Origin of the sequence: Clostridium sp. Marseille-P3244, assembly GCF_900120155.1 — a bacterium.
Taxonomy (GTDB): Bacteria; Bacillota; Clostridia; order Lachnospirales; family Lachnospiraceae; genus Mediterraneibacter.
In genome coordinates, this window is record NZ_LT635549.1 from 1,137,876 (window position 1) to 1,163,185 (window position 25,310).

Here is a 25,310-nt window from a genome sequence, read left to right on the forward strand (position 1 = left end):
TATAAACATCATGCTCCCACAAATGAAGGGCGAGCGCATCGCCATAGACGTGACCGTGGAGTACAGCATGAAGGACAGCACCCTGTCGGTAACCGCTTTCGCGGACCAGGACTTCTCCATGGAGCTGCAGGGGGAGGACAGCCTTTCGCTGGACATGCTCAAGGCGGTCTGCACGAATATCGTCCGCGAGGGAAACAGCGTACGGCTCTGCCTGTAAGCAAGCTGGCTCCGCCACAAGCTGGCTCCGCCTGTTGAAAAGCGGAGGATGAAAAGCTATAATTGTCTCATACAGCGCCGGCGCGTGCCTGGCACAAGCGCCGGTGGAGACAGATGGAAGGAGGTGCGCGCCAGGTGCGGAAGGACAAAGCCCAAAGGCGTTGCTTGCAGTGGCTTATCCCGGCGGCCACCGTGGGGCTGGTCGTGATGATGATGCAGCTCTTCCTCGGCAGGATGCCGGGGCAGCTCCGCACGCTCAGCCCGGTCGACGGCGTTCTGGACATCACCGGCGTGGATTTGTCCCGGGAGGTCGTAAATGTCCAGAACAACTGGGACTTTTACCCCGGCGTCCTTTACACCTCCGAGGACTTCGCCGCCGGAGAGGCGACAGCAGACTCCGGGGACGGGAGCAACTCCCAGTACGGTACATACCGCCTCGTCATCAAGGCTTTGCCGGAGCAGTATTACACCCTCTGTTCCTACTCCATCGACTATAGTACCCGGGTGTTTGTAAACGGCGTGGAGGCCGCTTCTTTCGGCACAGTGGCAGACAACGCCGATGGGAGCGTGCCCCGCATTGGCTATATGACCATCCCGCTCTACTCCGGGGAGACGGGGGAGATAGAGATAATATATCAGTTTTCCAACTTCGTCCACCGGGATGGCGGCTTCATACAGCCTACCTACCTCTCCGCGCCCCAGAACATGGAGGAGTTCAAGGCGGGGAATGCTCTGGTTTCGCTGAGCATCAGCGGCGGGCTGTTGGTGCTTTTCATGTACTTCCTGCTTTGTGCCGCGGTACAGAGGCGCATTTCTTTTCTGCTTCTGGCCGTCTGCTGTATGATGATGGCGCTGCGGGATCAGAATTTTCTGGTTGTCCACGCCCTGTCGCCGGACACCTCCTGGTATTTTGCCTATCGTGTTTTCATGGGCGTGACGAGCCTGCTGCCGGGGCTGGTGCTCTTGCTGCTTGGGAGCATGTACCGCGGCGCGGTCAAAAAGCTCCCGGCTCTTGTACACACGGCTGTCATGGTAATCGAGGCGGTTCTTATCGCCGTCGTGCCCACGATATGGCTGGTTACGGTGTGCGCGGCCGCGTGGTGTTGTGCCCTGTTTTACCTTTTGTACCTTGCGTGGAGCATCGTCAGATATTATATTCGCCGGAAGACGTTTGATGCCGCAGACGTGCTGACGGTGTGCGGTGCGGCGGTCATTATCATCTCCATATTGCTGGAAGCACTTTTCGTAAACAGCAGCTCGGCTGTCAGCCGCTATGGGATAATGCCCTGGGGCATGCTGGTGTTTGACCTGCTCATGGCGGCGGCAATCAGCCTGAGGGTCAGAGCGCAGGAGATTGCCCTGGCCGAGAGCCGGAGCCACGGCGAGATGCTCGAGAGTATGAACGCCATGAATCTGGACTTCCTGCACCAGGTCGCCCACGAGCTGAAGACGCCTTTAACAGTGATTTCCGGCTATGCTCAATTGACTGGCCTGCAGATGTCCAGCGGCAATATCAGCAGCGAAACGCCGGAGAATCTGAGGGTCATACGCAACGAGGCACTGAGACTGTCGGACATGGTCACCAAGCTGCTGGAGTTCTCCTACGGCAGGACGAGCGAGGCCAAGTTCGCTGCGGTCGAGGTGGGACCTTTGCTCGACAGCATCCGGGCCATCTGTACGCCCATGTGCCTGAAAAACAACAACAGCCTGGAGATAAAAGGCAAAAACTGCCCGGACATATACGGCAGCGCGGAGATGCTGCTGCAAATCTTTATAAACCTGGTGACCAACGCCAGCCGCCACACACAGGACGGACTGATAACCATCAGTGCCACGGACCGGGAGCGCCAGGATTGCGTGGTATTCCGGGTGGAGGACACGGGCAGCGGCATAGATCCGGAGACACTGCCGCATATATTTGAAAAGGGCTACAGCGGAGACGGAAGGAGCGGACTGGGCCTGGCCATCTGCCGGGAGGCGGTGGAGTCCCACGGCGGAAGACTGGAGGTGGAGCGCACCGGTCTGGAGGGTACGGTGTTCGCATTCACAGTGATGAAGAGGGAGGCGCAGACATGAGTACGATTCTCCTGGTAGAGGACAACCCCCATATTATGAAGATAAACGCCGAGACACTTACCATGTACGGTTATGAGATCCTCCAGGCCGCCACGGCGCGGGAGTGCCGTCAGGCTCTGCGCTGGCACCCTGTGGATCTGGTGGTACTGGACATAATGCTGCCCGATGGGGATGGCGTGGAGCTGTGCCGGGAGCTGAAGGAGCAGTATCACGTCCCGATCCTGTTCCTGAGCGCTCTGGGTGAGAGCCGTGACGTGGTGGAGGGCCTGAGAGCGGGCGGTGACGACTACCTGACAAAGCCCTACGACTTGGAGGTACTGGTCGCGCGGGTTGAGGCCCGGCTGAGGCAGGAGAGTATGAAGAACCGGTACATCAAATATGGCAGCCTTCGGCTGGACACCTTTTCCGGCTGCGGATACCTGGGGGACACGGATTTGCAGCTGACGCAGAAGGAATTCGCCGTGCTCCTTCTGCTCGTGCGCAATGCGGAGAAGACCGTCTCCAAGCAGCAGGTGCTGCGTGAGGTATGGAACATAGACTCGGAGGATGACAACCGCGCTCTATGGACGCTTATTTCCAGGCTGCGGCGCAAGCTTAACAGCGAGGAGTCGCGCATCGAGATCTCCTCCAAACGCGGGGATGGCTACACGATTGAACAGATATGATGCCCGGGCGGCAACTACTTGATAAACGCGCTGTATGCCGAACGGCACGTCCGGTGGCGCACGAGGGGAGAGAAAATCTCCCCTGTTCGATGTCTGCTGAGGGAAAGGACGCGGCGCCTATCCCTTTTTCCGCAGGGTCAGGATGTTTTGCCCGTTGCGGTACTCGTATTCTATCTCGTCCATCAGCTGCTTCGCCATGTATATGCCCAGTCCTCCAATTTGGCGCTGCCCGGCGGGAAGCGTCACGTCCGGGTCTTTGCGCTCGAGAGGGTTGAAGGGGCGCCCGCGGTCGGCGAAGCCGACTGTTATCCTGAACGGTTCGCTTCCGGCTTCGCAGTAGACACTGACGTTTCCCTCCTCCGGATGGTAGGCGTAGCGCACTATGTTGACGAAGATCTCCTCTACAGCCATGTCCACCTGCGTCATGAGCTTTGCGGTGCATCCGGCGAGCTCCATCTGTCCGTCCACAAACGCGAGCACTTTATCAAGGCTGTCCAGAGTTGCTGTCACGGTGATCTCAGCCATTTTCGTCCCTCCTATAGTCCGTGTTTATCCTGAGCAGCAGCATAGTGATGTCGTCAGCTTGCTCTGCCCCGCCGGCGAAGGCGGCAATATCCTGATGCAGGAGCGCAAGCTGCTCGTCGAGCGGCCCATCTTCCGGTTCTGATTCGTTGAAGAAGGCTTTGAGCCGGGCCTCGGAGTAGAGCCTGCCTGTTGGATCAAGCGCCTCGGTGATGCCGTCGGTGTAAAGAAAGACGCGGTCACCCGGCCGGAGTACAATCTCCTGCTGCCTGTAGCGCATGTCCTCCAAGCCTGCGAGGACGAAGCCGCGTTTGCTGGGCAGCCAGTCGTAGAGCTGCCCGTCCAGGGCGGCCAGCGGCGGGTTGTGGCCCGCATTGACGTAAGTAAAACGCCCTGTGGAGAGCTCCAGAATGCCGAGAAAGGCGGTGACGAACATGCCGGCCTCGTTGTTCTCACAAAGCTGGTTGTTCACAGTCTCAAAGACTTTGCCGGGCTCCATGCCGGTCTGAGCGTGGTTTTTGATGAGCGTCTTGGCTATGACCATGAAGAGCGCTGCCGGAACTCCCTTTCCCGACACGTCGGCGATGACGACGGCCAGATGGTCAGCGTCCACGAGAAAGAAGTCGTAGAAATCGCCGCCCACCTCGCGCGCCGGGGTCATGGTGGCGTAGATGTCGAACTCGTCACGCTCAGGGAAGGGCGGGAAGATGCGCGGCAGCATGTCGGCCTGAATCTGGGTAGCCACGTTCAGCTCTGCGCCTATGCGTTCTTTCTCTGCGGTGACGGCGGTGAGGTTTTCCACATACTGCACGATGTCCGTCTCCATCTTGCCTATCGCCCGGGCCAGAGTGCCTATCTCGTCTTTCTTGCGGATCTGTTCCAGCAGGTCCAGCCGCGCCACGTTGTCTACGGCGAAGCGCCGGGCTTCACCGGCGATGGTGAGGATAGGGGATACCACCTGGCGGCGCAGGAAGAAGATGTAGGCCAGCAGGAAAAGCACCACGGCCAGAGCCGTTATCCCCATGACGTTCCAGACATAGGTGCTTCGGGCGTTCTCAAGGGCGGTCATGGCCTTTTCCACACCCAGGAGCGCTACAATTTTCCCAGAGGAGTCCGCGATGGGTATGGCGGCGGTAGTATGCGCGCCGGAGGCCTCGGTGTAGGAGTAGAAGTAGACCGCGCTGCGCTCGCCGGTAGTCATCATTTTCTCCACTTCCTCCTGGTAGTTCGGGTCCATGTCCTTAGCAGTGTAGCCCAGTTCGTAGCGTGTAAAGCCCGTGTCCGGGTGTACAGAGTCGAAGATGTAGGTGCTGGTGGTGTAATCGTTTGAGAGCCGGGTCACATAGATGATATAGCTGTCGGTGGAGACCACCAGGGCGTCCAGCCGGGTCTGGATTTCCAGATAGGCCTCGTCAATGTTTCCCGTCTCCAGGTAGTATTCCAGCCGGTCGGAGTCCAGATAGGACTTGGCAGTTTCCGCGATCTCATAGGCAGAGCGGTTATACTCGTCTTCCAGCACCGTGGTGAACTCCCGGTATCCCATGTAGCTGATGGCGGCGCACAGCAGCATGCACAGCAGCAGCACGCCGGTGATAAGCTTTATGGAGAGTCCTGTGAGCTTTTCTTTCATGTTTCCATCATTCCCTCGAATTTATCTGCTTCAGCGGCAAAATATTTCCTGGCCGCCTCGTCATGCAGTATCTGCACGGGCTTGTACTGTACCATTGTCCGGCCGCTGCGTGCCAGAGACTCCTCATAGCGCTGAAAGCTGCCAAACGACAGAGAACGCACGCGTGGCGGCGCTATGTCTCCCATGGAGCGGCAGCCTCGATAGCCGGGGCTCACCGCCTGCAGGCAGTTGTCCAGCAGGCTTTCCGCTCCCGGCTGCAGGGGCCCTTCGATGTAAAAGAGGTACCTGCCCGGCCGGGCGGAGTAGTCCTCCTGGACACAGAATGCGGCCTGCTTGCCTGTACGTTTTTGAAAGAGTTCCATAGCCGAGCGCAGATGTTCGGTGTTGAGCTTCTCGTCAGCCACGTTCAGGGCCTGGTTGAGCCTGTAGCAGAAGCGCACTACCGGGGCTTCGGCGAAAAAGCCCACGATTTCCAGTACGTCCCGCATACGATAGCGGTAAAGCCCGGAGTGGTTGGTAAAGACCAGCTCGTAGCGCTTGCCGGCCTCCACCTGCTCTATAGTCAGGGCCGTGCCTGCCTCGTCTGAGACGGGCAAAAACTCGAAGAAGCCGGCTTCCGGCAGCAATATGTAGGCGTCCGGGACGCCGACCCCTGCCGCTATGCTGAGAAAACCCTCCGAGGCGCCGTAGATGAAGTGGTGTATGGGTACGGATCCGGCGTAGAACTCCATGGCGCGGGTGTATACGGGGAAATTTTGTCCGCCGATGCCCAGAATGTAGCGGATGTCCGGCCAGATACGCCGTACCATGTCCCCGGGCTGCCGGTTTATACTGAGGGGGCGCAGCTCCGCGGCCCGCTGCGGATTGGGCGGCAGCCAGAGCCGCAACTTATGCCGCCAGGGCTCGGAGAGAGGGATGCCCCCGTCTACGGTGCCCTCTGCCATGTCCCGCAGCAGCAGCTCCCAGTGTTCCCTGATGTAGTCCAGAACACCCACCACGCGGTGGAGAAAGACACTGTGTATGGCGGTCAGCCTGCGTTCGGCCAGGGCGAAGCGCACCTTTAAATATGTCAGATCCTCCACTCGCTCCGGGAAGAGGACTTCTTTGGGCACACAGTAATCCGAGACGTCAAAGCCGCCGTCACGGTCCAGCCACTGGTACAGAGAGGCAGAGCGCACGCCGCAGAGCTGTCCGCCGGGAAGCTGCGTCCTGGCGAACTCGCCCACATGTAATATCTTGCCAAAAAGAGCTTCCGGGGGCAGCTGAGGGAAGTGATCCCTCACCATGCCGTAAACGCCCCAGTGTATATAATCACGGTGGACGGCCATGTCCGTCTCGGTCACTGGAACGTATTTGGGCGTGCCGGTGCTTCCGGAGGTGATGGCAAAGTAGACCGGATCCTCGGCCGTTAACTGGCACTTTTCGCCGGAAAGGATGGCCTCAATGTAGGGCTCGTAGTCCTGATACAGGGAGAGCGGTACTCTCGACTGAAAGTCAGACGTGGAGCGTATCTCAGAGAAGCCGAAGCGCTCTCCGTATGCTGTGCCGCTGTTTTGACGCAATATATCCAGCAGCTGCTCGCGCTGAATCTGCCGGGCTTTATCCGCAGCCCGACGCAGCCTTTTCATGGCTGCTGTTCCCTGAGAAATATAGTCCATGTTCATGTGGTTCTCCCGTAACTCAGAACAAAAGCTGTAATGTATTTACACCGAAGGTACGCTGGTACACTGCCTGCGCCATCATGCCGGAGATGAGCTGTATACCCAGATACTCCTCATCGCGTGAGCCGCGCATGTCGAAGGGGTTGTAGGGCCGGCCGTCATAGCGGATGCGGATCCCCATGTTTCCCTGCACAGAGAAAGCGCGCACGTCGAAGCGGACGGCGCTGCCGGTGTTGGCGCGGACAATCATGGTCATGACCTCCTCGATCGCCAGAGCGAAGCGCATGACCTGACGCGGTTCCATGCGGTTATCCCTGCAAAATCCGGCTATCTTATCGCTTGCTGTGCAGATATCCTCGTCGTTGCCGGACACAGAGAAATTCAGCACCCGCCCGCTTCGCTCCAGTGAGCGGTCCATCAGAAGGCAGCGGGTCCGCTCCGGGTGCCACGCATGGTACAGGGACACGGCGAGGTACCACGCACCCAGCGTGAACAGTTCACTGAAAAGAAGAAACCACCACGGACTCATGCCGAGATCAAGGGCCGCGTACAGGCTCACAGCGGCTGCCAGGAACACGCGGCAGAAGATGATGGCGTTGGCCCAGCGCACATGCCCGGAGATGTTGTAATACCCTGAGAGGACGCTGCATCCCAGGGCCGGGAACATGCCGACAGCGAGACAGGCCATGGCAAAGCTCAGCGAGCCGGACGGCAGGCCGTAGGCCAGCGCGACGGCATCCGCTCCGGGGATGATTACAGCCGCGCCGGCTGCGCAGCACAAAAGTCCTGTGTGCACCTCACGCCTTATAAGCAGCGAGGTACTGTCGTTGTCGCGCTCCCCGGCGTATATTCCCAGCATGGCCGAGGCGGCCTGCGGCACGCCGTCTACAACCGCCATGGAGAAGGCACTGATACAGTTGACAGCGGTGAACACTGCCACGAGCTCGCTGCCGCCTGCGCGCATCAGCAGGGCGTTCACCGTCAGTACGCGCAGGGTCTGCAGGAGGTTGTTCAGCGCGGAGGGGCTCCCGGCCGCGGCAATATCCCGCCATTCGCTCCGGCCTCTGATGCAGGCGCAGCCCAGATGAAAGCCGCTTCCCGGCCCGCACAGCCAGAAAAAGCCCAGAGCGCAGGCTGCAGCCGTGGCTATAACACTGGCCCAGGCAGCGCCCGCGACGCCCATGTCCAGCAGGTACAGAAAGACGAGGTCGAGCGCCACATTCCCTGCGCTCATCACCAGCATCATCCGGGCCACCAGCTTTGCCCGGCCGTCCATGCGCAGAAACCAGAACGGGATGTAGATGAGTATCTTCGGCAGTGAACCTATAAGTGTGACGGAGGTGTACTCCCACACCAATGGCCGTATGTCCGCGTCCGGGCACAGCAGCGCGGAGAGCGGACGGCTGAACAACAGGCCCGCCGCCGTCATCAGGCCCGCCGCCGAGAGGCAGGTCCAGAATGCCGTGTGGTAGAGCCGCTGGCTGCGCTGCTGCTGGTGGCGGCCTATGGCTTTGGAGGACTGAATAGCGGCGCCGGAGACCAGAAAGGAGCCTATCACACACAATATGAGGTACACAGGCACGCACAAACTTATCGCGGACAGGCCGTCTGTACCTATCCGCTGGCCTACCAGTATGCCGTCCACCAGTATATTGATATTCTCACTGAGAATGGACAGAACACAGGGCGCAAGCGCGCGATGAAAGGCCCGGCGCAGAAACGCCTCGTCCTGCCTCAGGCCGCCGCCGGCCTGTACCGCCGTGCCGTCCATGGGTGCTGCTTTCCGCATATCAGACGATAGTCAGAATGTCCACAAAGCCGGTTATTTCAAAGACTTCCATTATGGTCTCACCGACGTTATGTATGGTCATCCTTCCCTGTCTGTTCATGGCCTTCTGTGCCGCCAGCAGGACCCTCAGCCCGGCAGAGGATATGTACTCCAGACCGGATAAGTCAAGGTCCAGTTCCGTGACGCCGGAGAGTGAGTTCTTGAGCTCGGCCTCCAGCTGAGGGGCCGTGTTGGTATCCAAACGTCCCTCAAGGGCAATGTTCAGCACGCCGTTTTCCGCAGTTTTTGTAATGGTCATGACTGTTTCCTCCCATCAATTTTTCTGACAGCGGACCGGGACGTTTCTCGTGGATCTCTGGCCGGTCCGATGGATTTTTCGCAGAATATACCGCCTCTATCTTATCATTGAAATGCCAAACGCCACGGCAACCTTACAAAATTGTAAAGTAAGCGGCCTTGCGTAGCGGGTATGGTATATTCTTTCTGTATGGCTCTCGAAACGTCGCTGACGTTTTGAACCGAAAACACATGACGCCGCTCGCGGCTTTACAGTAGGAAAGGAGCAATCAGCTTGAAATTTGACAGCACCTGGAAAAAAAGAACCCTTGGCGCACTGCTCGGCGCTCTGTGCCTGACCCTGACCGCGTGTGGCAGCGGCGGCGAAGACTCCGGCACGGAAAGCAGCGGGACTCTGGACCTGAATTTCTCGGACGTCATAATCGCCGCCGAGGTGGGCACAACCACCGAAAGCGACGCCCGCAGCGCATATCCGGAGGCACAGATCGTGTATGTAAACAGCGCCACTGACGGGCTGCTGACCGTCACCTCGGGGAAGGCAGACGCTTATGCCATGAACCTGACGGCCTATGAGAGCAGCGTCGAGCCGCAGAGGAGCGACGTGACGCTCCACCCCGACGGTGTCGTAGGCGAGGGCGGAGACGTGGTGGTAGGCATCAGCCCGGTGACGGAGCTTCCGAACGCGGCAGAGCTCATAAACGGCTTTATCGCCGAGATAAAGGCCGACGGTACACTCGACGACATGAACCGCCGCTGGGAGACGGAGCACGACTATACCATGCCGGATATCCCCGCTCCGGAGAACCCGGAGTTCACAATAAAGGTGGGTACTACCGGTGCCGCGGAGCCCTACTCCTTCTATCAGGACAACGAACTGATGGGTTTCGACCTGGAGCTCATGTACCGCTTCGCACTCTGGTGCAACGCTGAGCTGGTCATCGAGGTCTATGACTGGTACGGCATCATGCCCGCCTGTACCTCGGGCAAAGTGGACTATATCATGTCAAACCTCTTTGCCACGGAGGAGCGGCGCGAGGCCATGGACTTCTCGGACCCGTATAAGGAGGTACGCACCGTCATGGTCGTCGCCAGCGCCGGTACAGCAGAGGAAGAGAGCTTTTGGGACGGGATCGTGTCCAACTTTGAAAAGACCTTCATCCGTGAAAACCGCTGGCAGATGATACTCAGCGGCCTGTTGGTGACGCTGGAGATTTCCGTGCTGTCGGGGATTTTCGGTACGGCCCTGGGCTTCGGACTGTGTCTGCTGCTGCGCAGCCGCCGACGGGCGGTGTCCGGCACGGCCGAGGTGTTCTGCAGGATCATGGAGGGCGTGCCGAATCTGGTGGTGCTGCTCATCGTGAACTTTGTCATCTTTGCCTCCAGCAATATAGCGCCGGTAGCCGTGGCGGTTATCTCCTTCTCGGTGATTTTCGCCGTGTCCGTGGCGGGTACGCTCAATACCGGCATTAACGCCGTGGGCGGCGGGCAGTGGGAGGCGGCGTCTGCCCTGGGCTTCGGCAGGGCCGCAAGTTTTGTCCGCGTGATTCTGCCCCAGGCCGTCCGTCATGTACTGCCGATATACAAGAGCGAGGTCGTGGCCCTGATAAAGATGACTTCCATCGTCGGCTACATCTCCATCCAGGACCTTGCCCGCGCCGGGGACCTCATACGCAGCCGTACCTTCGAGGCCTTTTTCCCGCTGATAGCCACGGCCGTTATTTACTTTGCAATATCCTCGGTCGTTGCGGCGGCCATCGGGCGGATTGAAGTGCACGTCGATCCGCGCTGTATGCCGCGGAGGCTGCCCAGAGGCGTGACCGAGGTTGAGAGTACGGCCGTCTCGACTGCCCCGGAGAGGAGCTTTGAGAGCGGCGAGCTGATAAGCATAGCACATCTCAAGAAAGTTTTCCCCAACGTCACTCCGCTTACGGATGTGAACGCCTCCATACACCGGGGTGAAGTCATCACCATCATCGGCCCCTCCGGCACAGGCAAGTCCACTCTGCTGCGGTGCATGAACCGGCTGGAGGATCCCACCGAGGGCGCCATATTCGTTCACGGAGAAAATATCTGCGATAAAAAGGCAGATCTCAACTCGCTCCGGCGAGGTATGGGCATGGTGTTCCAGCAGTTCAATCTCTTCGATCACCTGACCGTCATTGAGAATATCATGCTCGCGCCCACCCTGATCCGGAAGGTGCCGAAGCAGGAGGCCTATGAGAAGGCTATGGGGCTGCTGAAGGCCGTAGGCATGGCAGAGAAAGCGCTCAGTTATCCCGACGAACTCTCGGGAGGTCAGAAGCAGCGCGCGGCAATCGCCAGAACCTTGGCCATGGAACCGGAGATCGTGCTCTTCGACGAGCCCACCAGCGCCCTGGATCCCACGATGGTGGGAGAAGTACTCACTGTCATCCGGCAGCTTGCGGCCCAGGGCCTCACAATGGTGATAGTCACGCACGAGATGAAGTTCGCGCGGGACGTCTCCACCCGGGTCTTTTACATGGACCAGGGCGTAATCTACGAGGACGGAACTCCGGAACAGGTTTTCGAGCATCCGCGTCAGGACCGTACGCGTGCCTTTGTCCAGCGGTTGAAGGTATTCTCGATAACGATCACCAGCCCGGACTACGATTTCATCGCTGTCACGGAGCAGCTCCAGCAGTTCGGCGAGAAGCAGCTCATGCCACGGCGGCGCCTGGACAGCATGCGCCGCGCCTTCGAGGAGATTTGCGCTACCAATATCATCCCGCGCAGCGCGGGCGAATACGAGCTGCGCATTACCGCCGAATACTCCGAGGAGACCGGTAAGGCCAGGATGCGCTTCGTCTGGGGAGGGGAGCCGTTCAATCCGCTGGAAGAGGGCGAAGAGCTCTCCGTGAAGCTGCTGCGGGGTTACTTTACCGAGACGGAGTACCGATACGAAAACGGTGAAAACTTCCTGAGCGTCTGCCTGTAAAACAGTCTGGTCTCAGAGCTGCTGTCTTAACCGAAAAAGCGCGGCAAGCCGGCTTTTAATGGCTTGCCGCGCACATTTTGCCACCTGGCGCGGTTCCATCACCGCTTTTAGGAGATTATCAACAACTTTTGCCCAGCTGCACACAAAAAAATCAGCATCAAATTTCTCAGATGCTGATCTTCCCTGTAAATCCACGTTTATGAAAACTTACTCGAACCCATCGAGTTTTTGCCAAACAGTCCAAGTAAGGCGCTTTTTGTGGAGTTAAGCCGTCAATATCCGAACACCCGGTGTTCGGATAGCGCCTCGTTAATGGACCTGGCGGGAATCGAACCCGCGTCCAAAAACCTATCCCATGTACTTCTACTATCATAGTCAGTTCTTTTTCATTCCCTCTGCCGCGTGAAAACTGACATCCCTGCGGTTTCAGTAGCTTCATAATACGCCTGACAGCTCAAAGCTTTGCTGTCATCGTTTCTCACATGGATGATGCCGGAACTTTGAGGTGTGAGTGCCCCAGAGGCGGCATGCAGCATTTAGGCTGCAGCTAATTCGTAATTATCGTTAGCGTTTAATTTTAGGTTCGCGATTTGACGCATCAGCCTGCGGATAGCTTCTCCATCTTCAAGATTCCTGTCGAAACCAGTACAAGCCCGGAATATAAATGCAGCAAAGCTGCCCGGATGATAGAATGCGTATATCCTGAAAGCAGATATCCACACAACATATAATATATGCCGGGACGATGAAAAAGTCAATGGTTTTACCAAAGAAATTTCTGACGATTTTATAGAAAATTTAACAAAATCTACAGAAATTTAACATTCAAAGCATCCATATATCTGGATTTTTTGTGTCTGTTGTGTGATAATAAATAGCTGAGAGAAAATACTGCCCTTTTTGCAGGGCCTGGAAAAGAGGAGTATATATGCCGACAACATACGCACATTACAAATTTGGCAAAGAAGTTATAGGCGCCCTTCCCCGTCCGCTTAAAAGTTCCATAGAGAATAACCGGGAACTTTTTGATATCGGGGTACACGGACCGGACATTCTTTTTTATTATAATGCGCTGAAGAAAAATCCGGTTAACAGTCAGGGATATGATCTGCACGAAAAGATGGCAGATGAATTTTTTCGTCATTCCAAAGAAGTCGTGCGCAAAGCGGATGACGCTGCCGCGGCGAGAGCGTATGTATACGGATTTATCTGTCATTTTGCTCTGGACAGTGAATGTCATCCCTATATAGAGAAAATGATGCGGGAGGGAGGCCTCAGCCATTCAGAGATCGAGATGGAATTTGACCGTCTTCTTTTGAAGGAAGATTACATTAATCCGGTGCGTTATCTGTCTACGGGTCATATCCATCCGACCATGGAGAACGGAAAAGTTATTGCTCCCTTTTTTGAGGATGTGACACCGGAGATTGTGGTAAAATCTCTGAGATCCATGATCCGTATCCATAAGCTGCTCCTGGCACCGGGCAAGGCAAAACGCCGTCTGATCTTCGGAGGAATGAAACTGGCCGGACAGTATCAGTCCATGCACGGAATGGTCATGAGCCTGGAGCCGAATCCCGCCTGCCGTGATTACTGTCAGATCCTGAAAAAGCTGTATGCCGGAGCGGTTCCGCTGGCAGCAGGGCTGATCATACGGTACCAGAAAGCATTGTTTGAGGGAGAAGAACTGCCGGAGAGATTCCATCGGACATTCGGCGCAGGAGATGACTGGGAGAGTCTGAGACTGTAAAAATCCGGGAAATCGGAAAATAATAAGGAAAGAGAGAACAGAAAATGAAATTTAAACTGACACCGCTGGAAAAGAAATGGGTCCTCTATGATGTGGGAAATTCCGCGTTTACTCTGATGGTCTCTACGATTTTTCCAATCTATTTTAATTATCTTGCCGAAAATGTGGGAATAATCGAGGAAAATTATCTTGCTTACTGGGGATATGCCACTTCTGTCTGTACGCTGATCGTTGCGCTTCTGGGGCCTACCCTGGGAGCGATCGCTGATACAAGAAATTTTAAGAAAGCGATTTTTACCATTGCGATGGCTGTAGGCGTTCTGGGATGTGTTGTTTTGGGATTTTTATCGTCATGGATATGGTTTCTTGTCGTATTTGTGATCGCCAAGACAGGATATTCGGCCAGCCTGGTATTTTATGATTCTATGCTCACAGATGTAACGGAGCCGGAACGGATGGATACGGTATCATCGCACGGGTATGCGTGGGGGTATATCGGCAGCTGTATTCCTTTTGTGGCATGCCTGGGTATCGTGCTGGGCGCGGGAAGTCTGGGGATCAGTATGCAGACGTCCATGATTCTGGCCTTTATTGTCACAGCAGCCTGGTGGCTGTGTTCCTCCATGCCCCTGCTTTTTTCCTACCGGCAGAAATATTTCGCCGAGGCCGGAACACATGTGGTAAGAAACAGCTTTAAGCGGCTTGGACATACTTTCGCAGAATTGACGAAAGAGAAAAGAATTTTTGTTTTTCTGCTGGCATTTTTCTTCTATATCGACGGTGTGTATACTGTCATTGATATGGCTACGGCGTACGGAACGGCTCTTGGGCTGGACACCACCGGTCTGCTTCTGGCGTTGCTCCTGACCCAGATCGTGGCATTTCCCTGTGTGCTGATCTTCAGCCGGCTGGTGAAGAAGGTGACTCCCGAAAAGATCATCACGATCTGTATCGCGGCGTATTTCTGCATCGCAGTGTATGCCTACTGGCTGGACACACAGGCAGATTTTTGGATCCTGGCCGTACTGGTGGGGATGTTCCAGGGGACAATACAGGCGCTCTCAAGATCCTATTTCGCGAAGATCATACCCGCTGAAAAATCCGGAGAGTATTTTGGTATTTACGACATTTGCGGAAAAGGGGCATCTGTACTGGGGACATTTCTGGTATCTGTCTTAAGTCAGCTGACCGGAAGTATGAATATCGGGGTCAGCGCCCTTTCTGTGATGTTTCTGATCGGACTTGTTCTGTTCCGGTATTCGGCAAGGCTGAACGCAAAACAGGAGCATATCTAAAAAAAGTGTGAAAATAGCGGGAAATCTCTCAAATTGTAAGAAATCCATGATATAATACAATACAGACAGATCAGTCGGAGCGGATACGTGGTATCCGCTTCGCTTGCATGGAGAAAGGCGCGTCAGGAGAACACACTATGGATGAATTTGTTAAACTGGAAGATATCACGAAGATTTACAAGATGGGAGAGGTCGAGATCCGGGCGGTAAACAGTATCAGCTTTTCTATCAATAAAGGAGAATTTGTGGTTATTGTCGGGCCAAGCGGGGCGGGAAAAACAACAGTCCTGAATATTCTGGGAGGAATGGATACGGCCACTGACGGGACGCTTCTTGTAGATGGCAATGACATTACGGCATACACGGAGCGGCAGCTTACCGGATACCGGAGGAATGATATTGGATTCGTGTTTCAGTTTTATAATCTTGTCCCGAATCTGACCGCGCTGGAAAATGTGGAGCTGGCTCTCCAGATCTGCAGAAACCCTCTGGATGCCAGAGAAGTTCTGGAGGAGGTAGGGCTGGGTGACCGGCTGGACAACTTTCCGGCACAGCTCTCAGGCGGAGAACAGCAGCGAGTCTCTATTGCCAGGGCGCTGGCAAAAAATCCCAAACTTCTTCTCTGTGACGAGCCTACCGGCGCGCTGGATTATAATACAGGAAAGGCAATCCTGAAGCTTCTGCAGAATATGTGCAGGCAGAGGGGAATGACGGTGATTGTTATCACCCATAACCAGGCCATCTCACCTATGGCGGACCGCCTGATACATATTAAAAACGGACAGGTTTCCCATATGGAGATGAATCCGCATCCGACGTCCATTGACGAGATAGAGTGGTAGGAGAGACAGATGAAGAAAAAGGCGTTGAGAAAAGATTTTTATATGGAAATCCGGCGCAGTCTCGGGCGGTTCCTCTCCATCTTTTTTATCGTAGCCATCGGGTGCGCATTCTTCTCGGGGATCAGGGCCTCGGAACCGGACATGCGATATTCCGGAGACGCGTATTTTGACAGTAAGAATCTGATGGATATCCAGGTGATCAGTACACTGGGGCTGACGGAAGATGATGTTAAGGCTATACAGGAAGTGGAAGGGATCGAGAAAGCAGAGGGCGGATATTCCGCGGATGCTCTCTGTACAGAAGGAGATAATCAGATCGTGGTCCACGTGATGTCTATGCTCCCGTCTATGAATCAGGTTCAGCTTGAGGACGGGAGACTTCCCGAGTCGGCGGATGAGTGCGCGGTAGATGTGGATTTTCTGGCAGAAAGTACTCTCAAGATCGGGGATACCATTACTTTTTCCAGCGGGACAGAGGATGATATCACAGATACCCTCAAGACAGATACTTTTACGATCGTGGGGGCAGTGAGCAGTCCTCAGTATATCAGTTTTCAGAGGGGAAGTTCTACGGTTGGGAACGGAAGCGTTTCCGCGTTTGTCTGTGTACCGGAGGAAAGTTTTGCGCTGGATGTTTATACCGAGATTTATGCGCAGGTAGAAGGCGCAAAGGAACTGACTGCTTTTACTGACGCCTATGATGAACGTGTGGCAGAAGTGATAGACAATGTGGAAGCCATTCGGACAGAGCGGCAGGACGCCCGATATAATGAGATCCTAGAAGAAGCGGAACAGGAGATCGGGGACGCCGAGCAGAAATTGGCCGACGCGGAAGAGGAGCTGGAATCCGGGCGGGCAGAGGCTCAGAACGAACTGGACGATGCCAGAGAGCAGCTTACAGATGCCCAGGCGGAACTGGACAGCGGGAACAGCCAGATCGAGTCGTTAAGATCACAGATAGAATCTTCCAGGCAGGAACTGGAGAACAGGCAGGCCGAGCTGGATCAGGCTGCCGCGGAGTTGAATGGAAATATTGACAGCCTGAATACTCAGATCGATCAGTTGAATGAGGCAAAGGAGCAGTATAATGCACTTGCCGCCAGCGGAAAGACAGACGACGTTACCATGGCCGCGATGGAGGCATTGTATCAACAGATCCAGAGCGGAGAATCAGCGGTTGCTCAGGCACAGGCTCAGATCGATACGGCACGGGCCCAGCTGGAATCCGGGCAGGCTCAGATCAACAGCGGATGGGAGCAGATCTCTTTGGCGGAACAGCAGCTGGCTGACGCCCAGGCGCAGTCCCAGTCCGGCGCCCAGGAGATTGCCGATGGATGGGAAGCGTATTATGAGGGAGAGGAACAGGCACGGACAGAGATCGAGGATGGAGAACAGCAGATCGAAGATGCCAGAGCGCAGCTGGCCGACGCGGAAGAAGCGCTCGGCGATCTGGAGAAGCCAGAATGGTATATCTATGACAGGAACAATCTCCCGGATCATACAGGCTATGGGGAGAACGCTGACCGTATGAGGGCTATCGGACAGGTGTTCCCGGTAATCTTCTTCCTGGTGGCAGCGCTGATCAGTCTGACTACCATGACCAGAATGGTAGAGGAACAGAGAATCCAGATCGGAACCTTGAAGGCTCTGGGTTATGACAGACATTCTATAGCAGGAAAATATCTGGGGTACGCTCTTCTCGCTACCGTGACAGGAAGTACGGCCGGTATCCTTTTTGGCGAGAAAGTATTTCCCTATATTATTATTAATGCATATGGTATCATGTACCAGCATATGAATGAGATCTTGCTGCCCTATAATCTTCAGTATGGAATCGGAGCTGCCGCCGCGGCTCTTGCCAGTACATTGATCGCCACGTTTATGGCATGCTTTGGAGAGCTTAGGGAACAGGCCGCGGAGCTGATGCGCCCGCCCGCTCCAAAGCAGGGACAGAGAGTGCTGTTGGAGCGGATTCCGCTTATCTGGAAAAAGCTTAATTTTTCATGGAAGGCAAGCGTGCGGAATCTGGTGCGCTATAAGAAACGGTTTTTCATGACTATTTTCGGGATCGGGGGTTGTATGGCCCTGATGCTTGTGGGATTCGGTCTGAAAGATTCGATTTTTGCCATTGTGGATATTCAGTACGGAGAGATCCAGCTTTACGACGGCAATATTATTTTGGAGGACGGGATTTCTGACAAAGAAAGGGCAGATATCCTTGCCGATCTGGAGGAAAACCAGCAGGTGGACGGTTCAGCAGAAGGGCTGCTTTCTCAGATCACTCTGGGAAACGGCGAAGAGTGGTATGATACTGTCTATCTGGATGTGCCGAAAGATGTGGAGCAGTTTCCGGAGTTTAATGTGCTGCAGGACCGGATTACGAATGATAAGTATCTTCTGGATGATGAAGGAGCGGTACTTACCGAAAAGATGGCAAAGGATCTGGGTGTAAAAGCGGGAGATACGGTTATCATCCGAGATGAAGACAAAGGAGATCTGGAAGTTAAGATCAGCGCGGTATGCGAGAATTATATGGGACACTATCTGTATATGACGCCCTCCTTTTATGAGAAGGTATACGGGGAAGCACCGGATTATAACAGTATTGTATACAAAACTTTGGACAGGAGCACCGGTGAAGCGGAAGAAGTAGGAGAAGAAGTCCTGAAGCTTCCGGGAACCCTGAGTGTCAGCTATACGACAGACCTCAGACAGCAGGTGGATCATATGCTGGGCGCTCTGGACCTGGTTATCGTTGTGCTGATCATATCTGCGGGAGCTCTTGCGTTTGTTGTCCTGTACAATTTGAATAATATCAGCATTACAGAGAGAAAGAGAGAACTGGCAACCCTGAAAGTGCTGGGATTTTATAACAAAGAGGTAACGGCTTATGTATATCGGGAAAATATCGTTCTGACGATCCTGGGCTCGGTGTTTGGCATGGTACTGGGGTGGATCCTGCACCGGTTTGTAATCGTGACAGTAGAGATCGAGTCTGTTATGTTCGGGAGGAATATTGACGTGAGCAGCTTTGTGTTTGCCTTTCTCCTGACAGCGGCATTCTCGCTTCTGGTCAATGGAGCGATGTACTTTAAACTGAAGAAGATAGACATGGTGGAATCTTTAAAGAGTGTGGAGTAAAAAACGCGCGGGAATAGAAAGAGGTGGAAAAGAAAACAGAACAAAATCTGCCGGGCATGAGCCCGGCAGATTTTGTATATGTCAGAGAAGGCGTTCCGCGGTCATTACGACCAGGGGAATTGTGACCATGGACAGAACAGTGGAGAAAGCAAATATTTCTGAGGCATATGTATAATTCTGCCGGTACCGGATCGCGAACATGGTTCCGGAAGTAGCGGCAGGACATGCTGTGGCGATGAGCATGGAAATGGACACATCCTGCGGCAGGCGCATGAGCATCAGGAACGGAATCATAAGGATCGGTATAATCAGCAGTTTAATAACGGATACAAAATACAGGCGCGCCCTGCGCAGCATTTTCCAAAGATCAGACTGAGCCACCGAGAAACCGGCCACCATCATGGCAAGGGGCGTGTTCATATCCGCCACGTAGTCCATGGCGTCCACCAGTACCCCGGGGATACGTATCTGCAGAAAAAAGAGGATCACAGCAGCGAGTGTAGCGATAAACATAGGAGAGAGCAGACCCTCCTTCAGTCCTTTTACAGAGAATTTTTTCTCCATCAGAATGATGCCGTGGGTCCATGAAAAAAGATTAAACATGACAATATATGCTGTCAGGTAGAAGATCCCGTTGTCCCCCAGTACGCTGCCGATCAGCGGTATGCCGATAAAACCACAGTTAGAATAAATCGCGCTGAACCGTTCAATTGAGTAGTCCGGATGTCCGCCGGAACGGATCAGAAGAGTGGAAACGACGATGGCCAGGACGTGAGAGACCGCCGCTGCCGCGAAAGCCAGAAGCAGTCCACGGACCAGCTGAGGGTCATATTCAGTCTGGTAAACGGTGAGGATCACGCAGGGATTGACTACCATAAGGAGAAGATTTGAGACGGAACGGTTTCCTTCCTGATTTACGATCTTCACCCTGTAACATAAAAATGCGAGCAGCATGATAAAGAACATTTTTACCAACTGCTCAAAGATCAGTATAAACATGAGTTTGTTTTCCTTTCTTCATTACATGACAGGAACAGCCAGAACATACGGACAACCGGTAAACTGTGTCGTCTCCTGAAACTTATCGGTGGATCCCGGCCTCGAGTTCTTCTGCCCAGGACTGGAGGCTGTAGGTATGTCCGTTGAACAGTTTGAGGATGACTCCCGTAGGATTGTCCTCGTTGGCAAAAGCGTTGGCCTCGTCCGTATCTACATGCATGGCAAGGGAGTAGGAGGGGCTGACCCGTACGACCACGTCAGAAAAAATAAGAGATCGCTCATAGCTTGTAGTAATGACAAAGACGATATCATTATCTTTGACATGGGCGCGGATCGCGTCCACAGGAGTCATATGGATATGCCGTTTCGCGACAATTACTCCCCGTTGGAGTTCCAGTCTGCCTTTGGGGCCGATCAGGGTACATCCGGGTGTGCCTTCCAGGTCTCCGGACTGGCGTATGACGCTTTTGATTCCCAGTCTCCTGGCGTCAGTCACGGAAATTTCCACCTGAGTTTCTTTCCGGCAGGGGCCCAGGATGACTACTTTTTCGAACCTTCCTTTCGGTCCCTCGACCGTCAGGCGTTCTTTGCACGCGTACTGACCGGGCTGGCTTAATTCTTTCGCGAAAGTAGGCTTTGCGCCAGGGCCGAATAGTGTTTCAAAGTCTTTCTCTGTAATGTGGATATGTCTGGCTGATGTCTCAATCGGTATTTTTAAACTCATAGTCCGTTCCACTCCTTACAGACTAGATTTTAGCAGAATAAAGTGGGCATTTCAATGCATTTCTCTCCGAAATCACCCGTTTGAGGACAGGCGCGTTAAGAAAACGTAAAAATCATGTAAAATTTTGTTGACATGCTATAAAGACGCATGATAATTTTAGAATAGTGCGTTAATAATATGCAAAGGAGAAAAAGGGATGGGAATAACAGATATACTCTCATTATTTGGAGGGCTGGCGCTGTTTTTGTACGGGATGCAGATGATGAGCACAGGACTGGAAGCCGCTGCCGGAGACAAGATGAAGTCCGTTCTGGAAAAGCTCACCTCCAACCGAATAAAAGGAGTGCTTGTGGGGGCGGGCATCACGGCGGTGATCCAGTCTTCGTCCGCCACGACAGTCATGGTTGTAGGCTTTGTTAATTCCGGGCTTATGACACTGCGGCAGGCGGTGTGGGTGATTATGGGAGCCAACATAGGGACGACCATTACCGGGCAGCTGATTGCCCTTGATATTGGAGCGATAGCCCCGGTATTCGCGATCCTTGGCGTGGCCGCGATGATGTTTGTTAAAAATGAGAAAGTTCATCATGTCAGCAGTATCCTGGCAGGACTTGGCATCCTGTTTATGGGAATGGATATGATGGGAGCCGCAATGGAGCCGCTTCAGGAATCCGAGACGTTCATCCATCTAATGACACAGTTCAGCAATCCGCTTCTGGGGATTCTGGTGGGTGCTGTGTTTACAGCCATTATCCAGTCTTCTTCGGCGTCGGTGGGAATCCTTCAGGCACTGGCCGCCACAGGTATGATCCCGCTGTCAAGCGCGGTGTATGTGCTGTTTGGCCAGAATATCGGAACATGTATCACCGCGGTGCTGGCTTCTATCGGTACAAAGGTCAACGCCAAACGTACGACTATCATCCATCTGATGTTTAATATTATCGGAACAATGTTGTTTACAACGATCTGTATGCTCACGCCTTACGTGACCTGGGTAGAGGCCCTGACTCCGGGAGATCCGGTGGCTCAGATCGCCAACGCGCATACGATATTTAATATTGTGACAACACTGATCCTTCTGCCTTTCGGGACTTACATGGCAAAGGCAGCGGTACATATCCTGCCGGACAGCAAGAAGAAAGACGAAGAAGAACTTCAGATGAAATATATCCGGCCCTTCGAGTCTTCTTATGCCATCGGCCACAGCGCGGTAGCTGTCTCACAGGTAAAAGATGAAGTGGCAAGAATGCGGGAAATGGTAGAGAAGAATATCGCAGACGCGTTTGACACACTGATCAAATATAATGAAAAATCACGGAAAAAGATCGCGGAGCGGGAAGAATATATTGACTATCTGAACAAGGGAATATCCGAATATATCGTTTCTCTTATGGCAGGGGAGACCAATGCGGCTGATTCAAGAAAGATCAACGGATATTACTCGATCATTACCAATCTGGAACGGATCGGCGATCATGCCACTAACCTGGCGGAGTATGCGGATGATATGAAGAAATGGAATCTCGAATTTTCCGACACTGTGCTGGAGGAACTGGCGGAGATGAAACAGCAGTGTATCGCGTCTCTGGATAATCTGAAGGATGTAACAGCCGAGAACGCGGAGAGAGTTTTAAGTGACGCGGCGGTCATCGAACAGAAGACAGACGACATGCGGGACAAATATTTTAAGAAACAGATGCAGCGGCTGAAGAAAGGGAAGTGTAATCCTCAGAGCGGGATCGTATTTTCTGAGATACTGACAGACTTTGAGCGTATGGGAGATCACGCGCTGAATATCGCGCAGGAATACAGAGAGATGGTACAGTAGGAATACAGATAAATGAATAAAATCCTCTGTTTTACAGATACTACATTTACTGACAGAAATAACGAGTTTATGCAGATATTTGTAAAACGGAGGAATTTTTTTATGAAAGCGACAGGAATAGTCAGACGGATCGACGACCTTGGACGTGTCGTCATCCCGAAAGAGATCAGAAGAACGCTCCGCATCCGGGAGGGAGATCCTCTGGAGATCTTTACAGACCGCGAGGGGGAGATCATCCTGAAAAAATATTCTCCCATCGGGGAGCTGGGAACGCTGGCCAAATTGTATGCGGAAAGTTTATCTCAGACGCTGGGATGTACGGTGTGCATCACAGACACGGACCAGGTGGTGGCCGCGTCAGGAAGCGGGAAAAAGGAACTTCAGGACCAGTTTATCGTAAGAGAGCTTGAAACTATACTGAAAGACCGGAAGCAGATCCTGGCAAAAAAAGGCGGGGAAGAATATATCCGGATCACGGCAGAGATGAAAGAGTATGAAGATGAGGCGATCTGTCCCATAATCTGCGAAGGGGATGTGATCGGAGCCGTGATACTTTTAAATAAAGATGAAAAAAAGAAATTCGGAGAAGTAGAGCAGAGAGTAGCTTACAGCGCGGCTGATTTTCTGGGAAGACAGATGGGATAAAGTACAAGTTCCCGGAATCTGTCATAAATCCTTCCGGACAAACATAGTATTTACAACCGGGACAACGTCCGAAAAGACGATCTCAAATTGGATTCGGGAGGATAGAAATATGGAGAAAAACGCAGGCGGCAGGCAGGAAATTGAACAGATCGTTCTCAGGATGATCAAATCGCTCCTCTGTGCTTATATCGTAACCGGGATCATGCTCCTTGTACTGACGGTACTGCTCTACAAAGTGGGGCTCAGCGAAGAAAACGTAAATGCCGGCATTATCCTTATTTATGTGATTTCTACATTTGCAGGCGGATTCGTCATAGGAAAGATGACCGGAACGAGAAAATTCCTGTGGGGCCTGCTTACCGGGATCCTATATTTTGTTCTTTTGCTCCTTATCTCGCTCGGTGTGTACCATTCCCTGCAGTCAGAGCCGGTCAGTCTGCTGACTACATTCCTCCTGTGCGCGGGAGGCGGCATGCTGGGAGGCATGATCGCCTGAGAAAAAAGGGCTTTTAAAACGAGGGATGTTGTGCTATAATATCACAAGTGCAATGTTCAGAAGAGTAGGAGGACAGGACATGAAACACATTAAGACATTAAATACACAGACTTTGAACAATACAGTGAAAAAGGGCGGATGCGGAGAGTGCCAGACCTCATGTCAGTCAGCATGCAAGACATCCTGCACTGTAGGAAATCAGACCTGCGAGAACAGAAAATAACAGACTCGCATCTACAAGAAAACAAGGGGAAAAGGCAGCGGTCATGAAAGCCGCTGCCTTATGCTTGTCTGACCGGACAGGCGAAAATCCCTGCTTTTACGTCTGGAAAACGAAAGAGAGGTATTTTTGTGATACATTTGTATCAGAACAATGGATATAACATCGTACTCGATGTCAACAGTGGTTCCGTGCATGTAGTGGACAAGGCCGCGTATGATGTGATCGGGGCCCTGGAAAGACAGAATGAGTTCCATACGCCGGACACACTTAAGGATCCTCAGACAGCGGCTTATCTGTCGGAAGAACTGGGGGATACATACAGCGAAGAGGATGTCCGGGATATCCTGGAGGCTGTCATTGAGCTGGCAGAGCAGGGCCGTCTGTTTGCCAGGGATGTCTATGAGGACTATATCGATGAGGTAAAGCAGAGAAAAACTGTTGTGAAGGCGTTGTGCCTTCACATTGCCCACGACTGTAATCTGGCCTGCAGATACTGTTTCGCGGAGGAGGGAGAGTATCATGGGCGGCGCGCGTTGATGACCTTTGAAATAGGAAGGAAGGCGCTGGATTTCCTGATCGCGAATTCAGGAAACCGGAGGAACCTGGAAGTGGATTTCTTCGGGGGAGAGCCTCTGATGAACTGGCAGACCGTCAAAGATCTGGTGGCCTATGGCCGGGAACAGGAGAAGATCCATGACAAACATTTCCGTTTTACACTGACCACCAACGGCGTGCTGCTGAATGAGGAAGTTCAGGAGTTTTTAAACCGGGAGATGGACAATGTGGTCTTAAGTCTTGACGGGAGGAAAGAAGTCAATGACCGGATGCGGCCCTTCCGGAACGGAAAAGGAAGCTATGATCTGATCGTACCTAAATTTCAGAAGCTGGCCGAGAGCAGGAACCAGCAGAAATATTACATACGAGGGACATTTACAAGAGAGAATCTTGATTTTTCCAATGATGTGCTGCATTTTGCTGATCTGGGATTTGAGCAGATATCGATAGAGCCGGTAGTGGGAGAGGATACAGATCCTTATTCCATCAGGAAAGAAGACCTGCCGAAAATTTTTGAAGAGTATGACAGGCTGGCCAGGATCATGGTGGACAGGGAAAAGAGCGGGAGAGGCTTTACTTTCTTCCATTTTATGATCGATCTGGAAGGCGGGCCATGCGTGTCAAAACGTCTGTCCGGGTGCGGATCCGGCACGGAGTATCTGGCTGTGACACCCTGGGGGGATCTCTATCCGTGCCATCAGTTTGTAGGCCAGGAAGAGTTCCTTATGGGGAATGTAGATGAGGGGATCACCCGGCCGGAGATCGCCGATGAATTCCGGGCCTGCAGCGTATATTCCAAAGAGAGCTGCCGAAGATGTTTCGCGAAGTTCTACTGCAGCGGAGGCTGTATGGCGAACGCTTACAAATTTCATCACACCATCAATGACACCTATGAAGTGAGCTGTGAGATGGAGCGCAAACGCGTCGAATGCGCGATAATGATAAAAGCTGCCCTGGCGGACCGGTAAAACGGATCCCGGCAGAGACAGAAGAGCAGAAA

General features: G+C 53.5%; 20 protein-coding genes and 1 other RNA gene. 12 read left to right on the forward strand and 9 right to left on the reverse strand.

Going from position 1 to position 25,310, the window contains the following annotated elements; genetic code table 11:
* Positions 1-666 precede the first annotated feature (666 nt).
* Positions 667-2,292: a sensor histidine kinase gene (locus tag BQ7367_RS07170; protein ID WP_159431633.1), complete on the forward strand. Its 1,626-nt coding sequence runs from the start codon at positions 667-669 to the stop codon at positions 2,290-2,292.
* Positions 2,289-2,957, forward strand: a complete 669-nt coding sequence (locus BQ7367_RS07175; protein WP_072524819.1) for a response regulator transcription factor — start codon at positions 2,289-2,291, stop codon at positions 2,955-2,957. Before BQ7367_RS07170 ends, BQ7367_RS07175 begins: the two co-directional genes overlap by 4 nt.
* A gap of 117 nt (positions 2,958-3,074) precedes the next feature.
* Here the strand turns inward: BQ7367_RS07175 and BQ7367_RS07180 are convergent, their stop codons facing one another.
* From BQ7367_RS07180 to BQ7367_RS07200, 5 genes are read right to left on the reverse strand one after another with little or no spacing between them, the layout of a single operon-like run.
* Positions 3,075-3,482 (reverse strand): ATP-binding protein, encoded by a 408-nt coding sequence (locus BQ7367_RS07180; RefSeq protein ID WP_072524820.1) that lies wholly within the window; start codon positions 3,480-3,482, stop codon positions 3,075-3,077.
* Positions 3,475-5,109 (reverse strand): PP2C family protein-serine/threonine phosphatase, encoded by a 1,635-nt coding sequence (locus tag BQ7367_RS07185; RefSeq protein WP_072524821.1) that lies wholly within the window; start codon positions 5,107-5,109, stop codon positions 3,475-3,477. Before BQ7367_RS07185 ends, BQ7367_RS07180 begins: the two co-directional genes overlap by 8 nt.
* Positions 5,106-6,773, reverse strand: a complete 1,668-nt coding sequence (locus tag BQ7367_RS07190) for a GH3 auxin-responsive promoter family protein (protein ID WP_072524822.1) — start codon at positions 6,771-6,773, stop codon at positions 5,106-5,108. Before BQ7367_RS07190 ends, BQ7367_RS07185 begins: the two co-directional genes overlap by 4 nt.
* 16 nt (positions 6,774-6,789) lie before the next feature.
* Positions 6,790-8,541 (reverse strand): MATE family efflux transporter, encoded by a 1,752-nt coding sequence (locus tag BQ7367_RS07195; protein ID WP_072524823.1) that lies wholly within the window; start codon positions 8,539-8,541, stop codon positions 6,790-6,792.
* Positions 8,542-8,560: 19 nt separating this feature from the next.
* Positions 8,561-8,857: an STAS domain-containing protein gene (locus tag BQ7367_RS07200; RefSeq protein ID WP_072524824.1), complete on the reverse strand. Its 297-nt coding sequence runs from the start codon at positions 8,855-8,857 to the stop codon at positions 8,561-8,563.
* Positions 8,858-9,130: 273 nt separating this feature from the next.
* On the opposite strand from BQ7367_RS07200, the gene BQ7367_RS14945 reads away from it, so the two are divergent.
* Positions 9,131-11,812, forward strand: a complete 2,682-nt coding sequence (locus BQ7367_RS14945; RefSeq protein ID WP_083588898.1) for an ATP-binding cassette domain-containing protein — start codon at positions 9,131-9,133, stop codon at positions 11,810-11,812.
* Positions 11,813-11,824: 12 nt separating this feature from the next.
* Here the strand turns inward: BQ7367_RS14945 and BQ7367_RS14445 are convergent, their stop codons facing one another.
* Entirely contained in the window at positions 11,825-12,007 is a 183-nt protein-coding gene (locus tag BQ7367_RS14445) for a hypothetical protein (RefSeq protein ID WP_159431634.1), read from the reverse strand.
* A gap of 115 nt (positions 12,008-12,122) precedes the next feature.
* Positions 12,123-12,467, reverse strand: a transfer-messenger RNA (tmRNA) gene (gene ssrA / locus BQ7367_RS07225).
* Between the two features lie 273 nt (positions 12,468-12,740).
* On the opposite strand from ssrA, the gene BQ7367_RS07230 reads away from it, so the two are divergent.
* The 4 genes from BQ7367_RS07230 to BQ7367_RS07245 all read left to right on the forward strand — a co-directional run bounded on the left by BQ7367_RS07230 (position 12,741) and on the right by BQ7367_RS07245 (position 18,840).
* On the forward strand, positions 12,741-13,562 hold the full coding sequence (locus BQ7367_RS07230) for a zinc dependent phospholipase C family protein (RefSeq protein WP_072524825.1): 822 nt from the start codon (positions 12,741-12,743) through the stop codon (positions 13,560-13,562).
* A gap of 44 nt (positions 13,563-13,606) precedes the next feature.
* Complete coding sequence (locus BQ7367_RS07235) at positions 13,607-14,857, forward strand: MFS transporter (RefSeq protein ID WP_072524826.1); 1,251 nt, start codon at positions 13,607-13,609, stop codon at positions 14,855-14,857.
* Positions 14,858-14,994: 137 nt separating this feature from the next.
* Positions 14,995-15,699: an ABC transporter ATP-binding protein gene (locus BQ7367_RS07240; protein WP_072524827.1), complete on the forward strand. Its 705-nt coding sequence runs from the start codon at positions 14,995-14,997 to the stop codon at positions 15,697-15,699.
* 9 nt (positions 15,700-15,708) lie between these two features.
* Complete coding sequence (locus BQ7367_RS07245) at positions 15,709-18,840, forward strand: ABC transporter permease (protein WP_072524828.1); 3,132 nt, start codon at positions 15,709-15,711, stop codon at positions 18,838-18,840.
* Positions 18,841-18,921: 81 nt separating this feature from the next.
* Here the strand turns inward: BQ7367_RS07245 and BQ7367_RS07250 are convergent, their stop codons facing one another.
* A complete protein-coding gene (locus tag BQ7367_RS07250; protein WP_072524829.1) occupies positions 18,922-19,839 on the reverse strand; it encodes an AEC family transporter in 918 nt (305 codons plus the stop codon).
* 82 nt (positions 19,840-19,921) lie between these two features.
* The gene (locus BQ7367_RS07255; protein WP_072524830.1) at positions 19,922-20,563 is read right to left on the reverse strand and encodes a phosphate propanoyltransferase; all 642 of its coding nucleotides are present in this window, start codon (positions 20,561-20,563) and stop codon (positions 19,922-19,924) included.
* Between the two features lie 196 nt (positions 20,564-20,759).
* On the opposite strand from BQ7367_RS07255, the gene BQ7367_RS07260 reads away from it, so the two are divergent.
* From BQ7367_RS07260 to scfB, 5 genes are all read left to right on the forward strand, one after another.
* The gene (locus tag BQ7367_RS07260) at positions 20,760-22,391 is read left to right on the forward strand and encodes a Na/Pi cotransporter family protein (protein ID WP_072524831.1); all 1,632 of its coding nucleotides are present in this window, start codon (positions 20,760-20,762) and stop codon (positions 22,389-22,391) included.
* 102 nt (positions 22,392-22,493) lie between these two features.
* The gene (spoVT, locus tag BQ7367_RS07265; RefSeq protein ID WP_072526129.1) at positions 22,494-23,036 is read left to right on the forward strand and encodes a stage V sporulation protein T; all 543 of its coding nucleotides are present in this window, start codon (positions 22,494-22,496) and stop codon (positions 23,034-23,036) included.
* Between the two features lie 109 nt (positions 23,037-23,145).
* A complete protein-coding gene (locus BQ7367_RS07270; protein WP_072524832.1) occupies positions 23,146-23,532 on the forward strand; it encodes a TIGR04086 family membrane protein in 387 nt (128 codons plus the stop codon).
* Between the two features lie 79 nt (positions 23,533-23,611).
* Entirely contained in the window at positions 23,612-23,755 is a 144-nt protein-coding gene (gene scfA / locus BQ7367_RS07275) for a six-cysteine ranthipeptide SCIFF (protein WP_072524833.1), read from the forward strand.
* 128 nt (positions 23,756-23,883) lie between these two features.
* Positions 23,884-25,278: a thioether cross-link-forming SCIFF peptide maturase gene (scfB, locus tag BQ7367_RS07280; protein ID WP_072524834.1), complete on the forward strand. Its 1,395-nt coding sequence runs from the start codon at positions 23,884-23,886 to the stop codon at positions 25,276-25,278.
* The last annotated feature ends 32 nt before the right edge of the window (positions 25,279-25,310 follow it).

Excerpts from the sequence above, each read along its gene's own strand:
- BQ7367_RS07260 (WP_072524831.1), top strand. The coding sequence starts at position 20,760 with ATGGGAATAACAGATATACTCTCATTATTTGGAGGGCTGGCGCTGTTT.
- BQ7367_RS07185 (WP_072524821.1), bottom strand. The coding sequence starts at position 5,109 with ATGAAAGAAAAGCTCACAGGACTCTCCATAAAGCTTATCACCGGCGTG.
- BQ7367_RS07180 (WP_072524820.1), bottom strand. The coding sequence starts at position 3,482 with ATGGCTGAGATCACCGTGACAGCAACTCTGGACAGCCTTGATAAAGTG.
- BQ7367_RS07235 (WP_072524826.1), top strand. The coding sequence starts at position 13,607 with ATGAAATTTAAACTGACACCGCTGGAAAAGAAATGGGTCCTCTATGAT.
- BQ7367_RS07245 (WP_072524828.1), top strand. The coding sequence starts at position 15,709 with ATGAAGAAAAAGGCGTTGAGAAAAGATTTTTATATGGAAATCCGGCGC.
- BQ7367_RS07230 (WP_072524825.1), top strand. The coding sequence starts at position 12,741 with ATGCCGACAACATACGCACATTACAAATTTGGCAAAGAAGTTATAGGC.
- spoVT (WP_072526129.1), top strand. The coding sequence starts at position 22,494 with ATGAAAGCGACAGGAATAGTCAGACGGATCGACGACCTTGGACGTGTC.
- BQ7367_RS07250 (WP_072524829.1), bottom strand. The coding sequence starts at position 19,839 with ATGTTTATACTGATCTTTGAGCAGTTGGTAAAAATGTTCTTTATCATG.
- BQ7367_RS07190 (WP_072524822.1), bottom strand. The coding sequence starts at position 6,773 with ATGAACATGGACTATATTTCTCAGGGAACAGCAGCCATGAAAAGGCTG.
- BQ7367_RS07255 (WP_072524830.1), bottom strand. The coding sequence starts at position 20,563 with ATGAGTTTAAAAATACCGATTGAGACATCAGCCAGACATATCCACATT.
- BQ7367_RS07240 (WP_072524827.1), top strand. The coding sequence starts at position 14,995 with ATGGATGAATTTGTTAAACTGGAAGATATCACGAAGATTTACAAGATG.
- BQ7367_RS07270 (WP_072524832.1), top strand. The coding sequence starts at position 23,146 with ATGGAGAAAAACGCAGGCGGCAGGCAGGAAATTGAACAGATCGTTCTC.
- BQ7367_RS07200 (WP_072524824.1), bottom strand. The coding sequence starts at position 8,857 with ATGACCATTACAAAAACTGCGGAAAACGGCGTGCTGAACATTGCCCTT.
- BQ7367_RS07195 (WP_072524823.1), bottom strand. The coding sequence starts at position 8,541 with ATGGACGGCACGGCGGTACAGGCCGGCGGCGGCCTGAGGCAGGACGAG.
- scfA (WP_072524833.1), top strand. The coding sequence starts at position 23,612 with ATGAAACACATTAAGACATTAAATACACAGACTTTGAACAATACAGTG.
- BQ7367_RS07175 (WP_072524819.1), top strand. The coding sequence starts at position 2,289 with ATGAGTACGATTCTCCTGGTAGAGGACAACCCCCATATTATGAAGATA.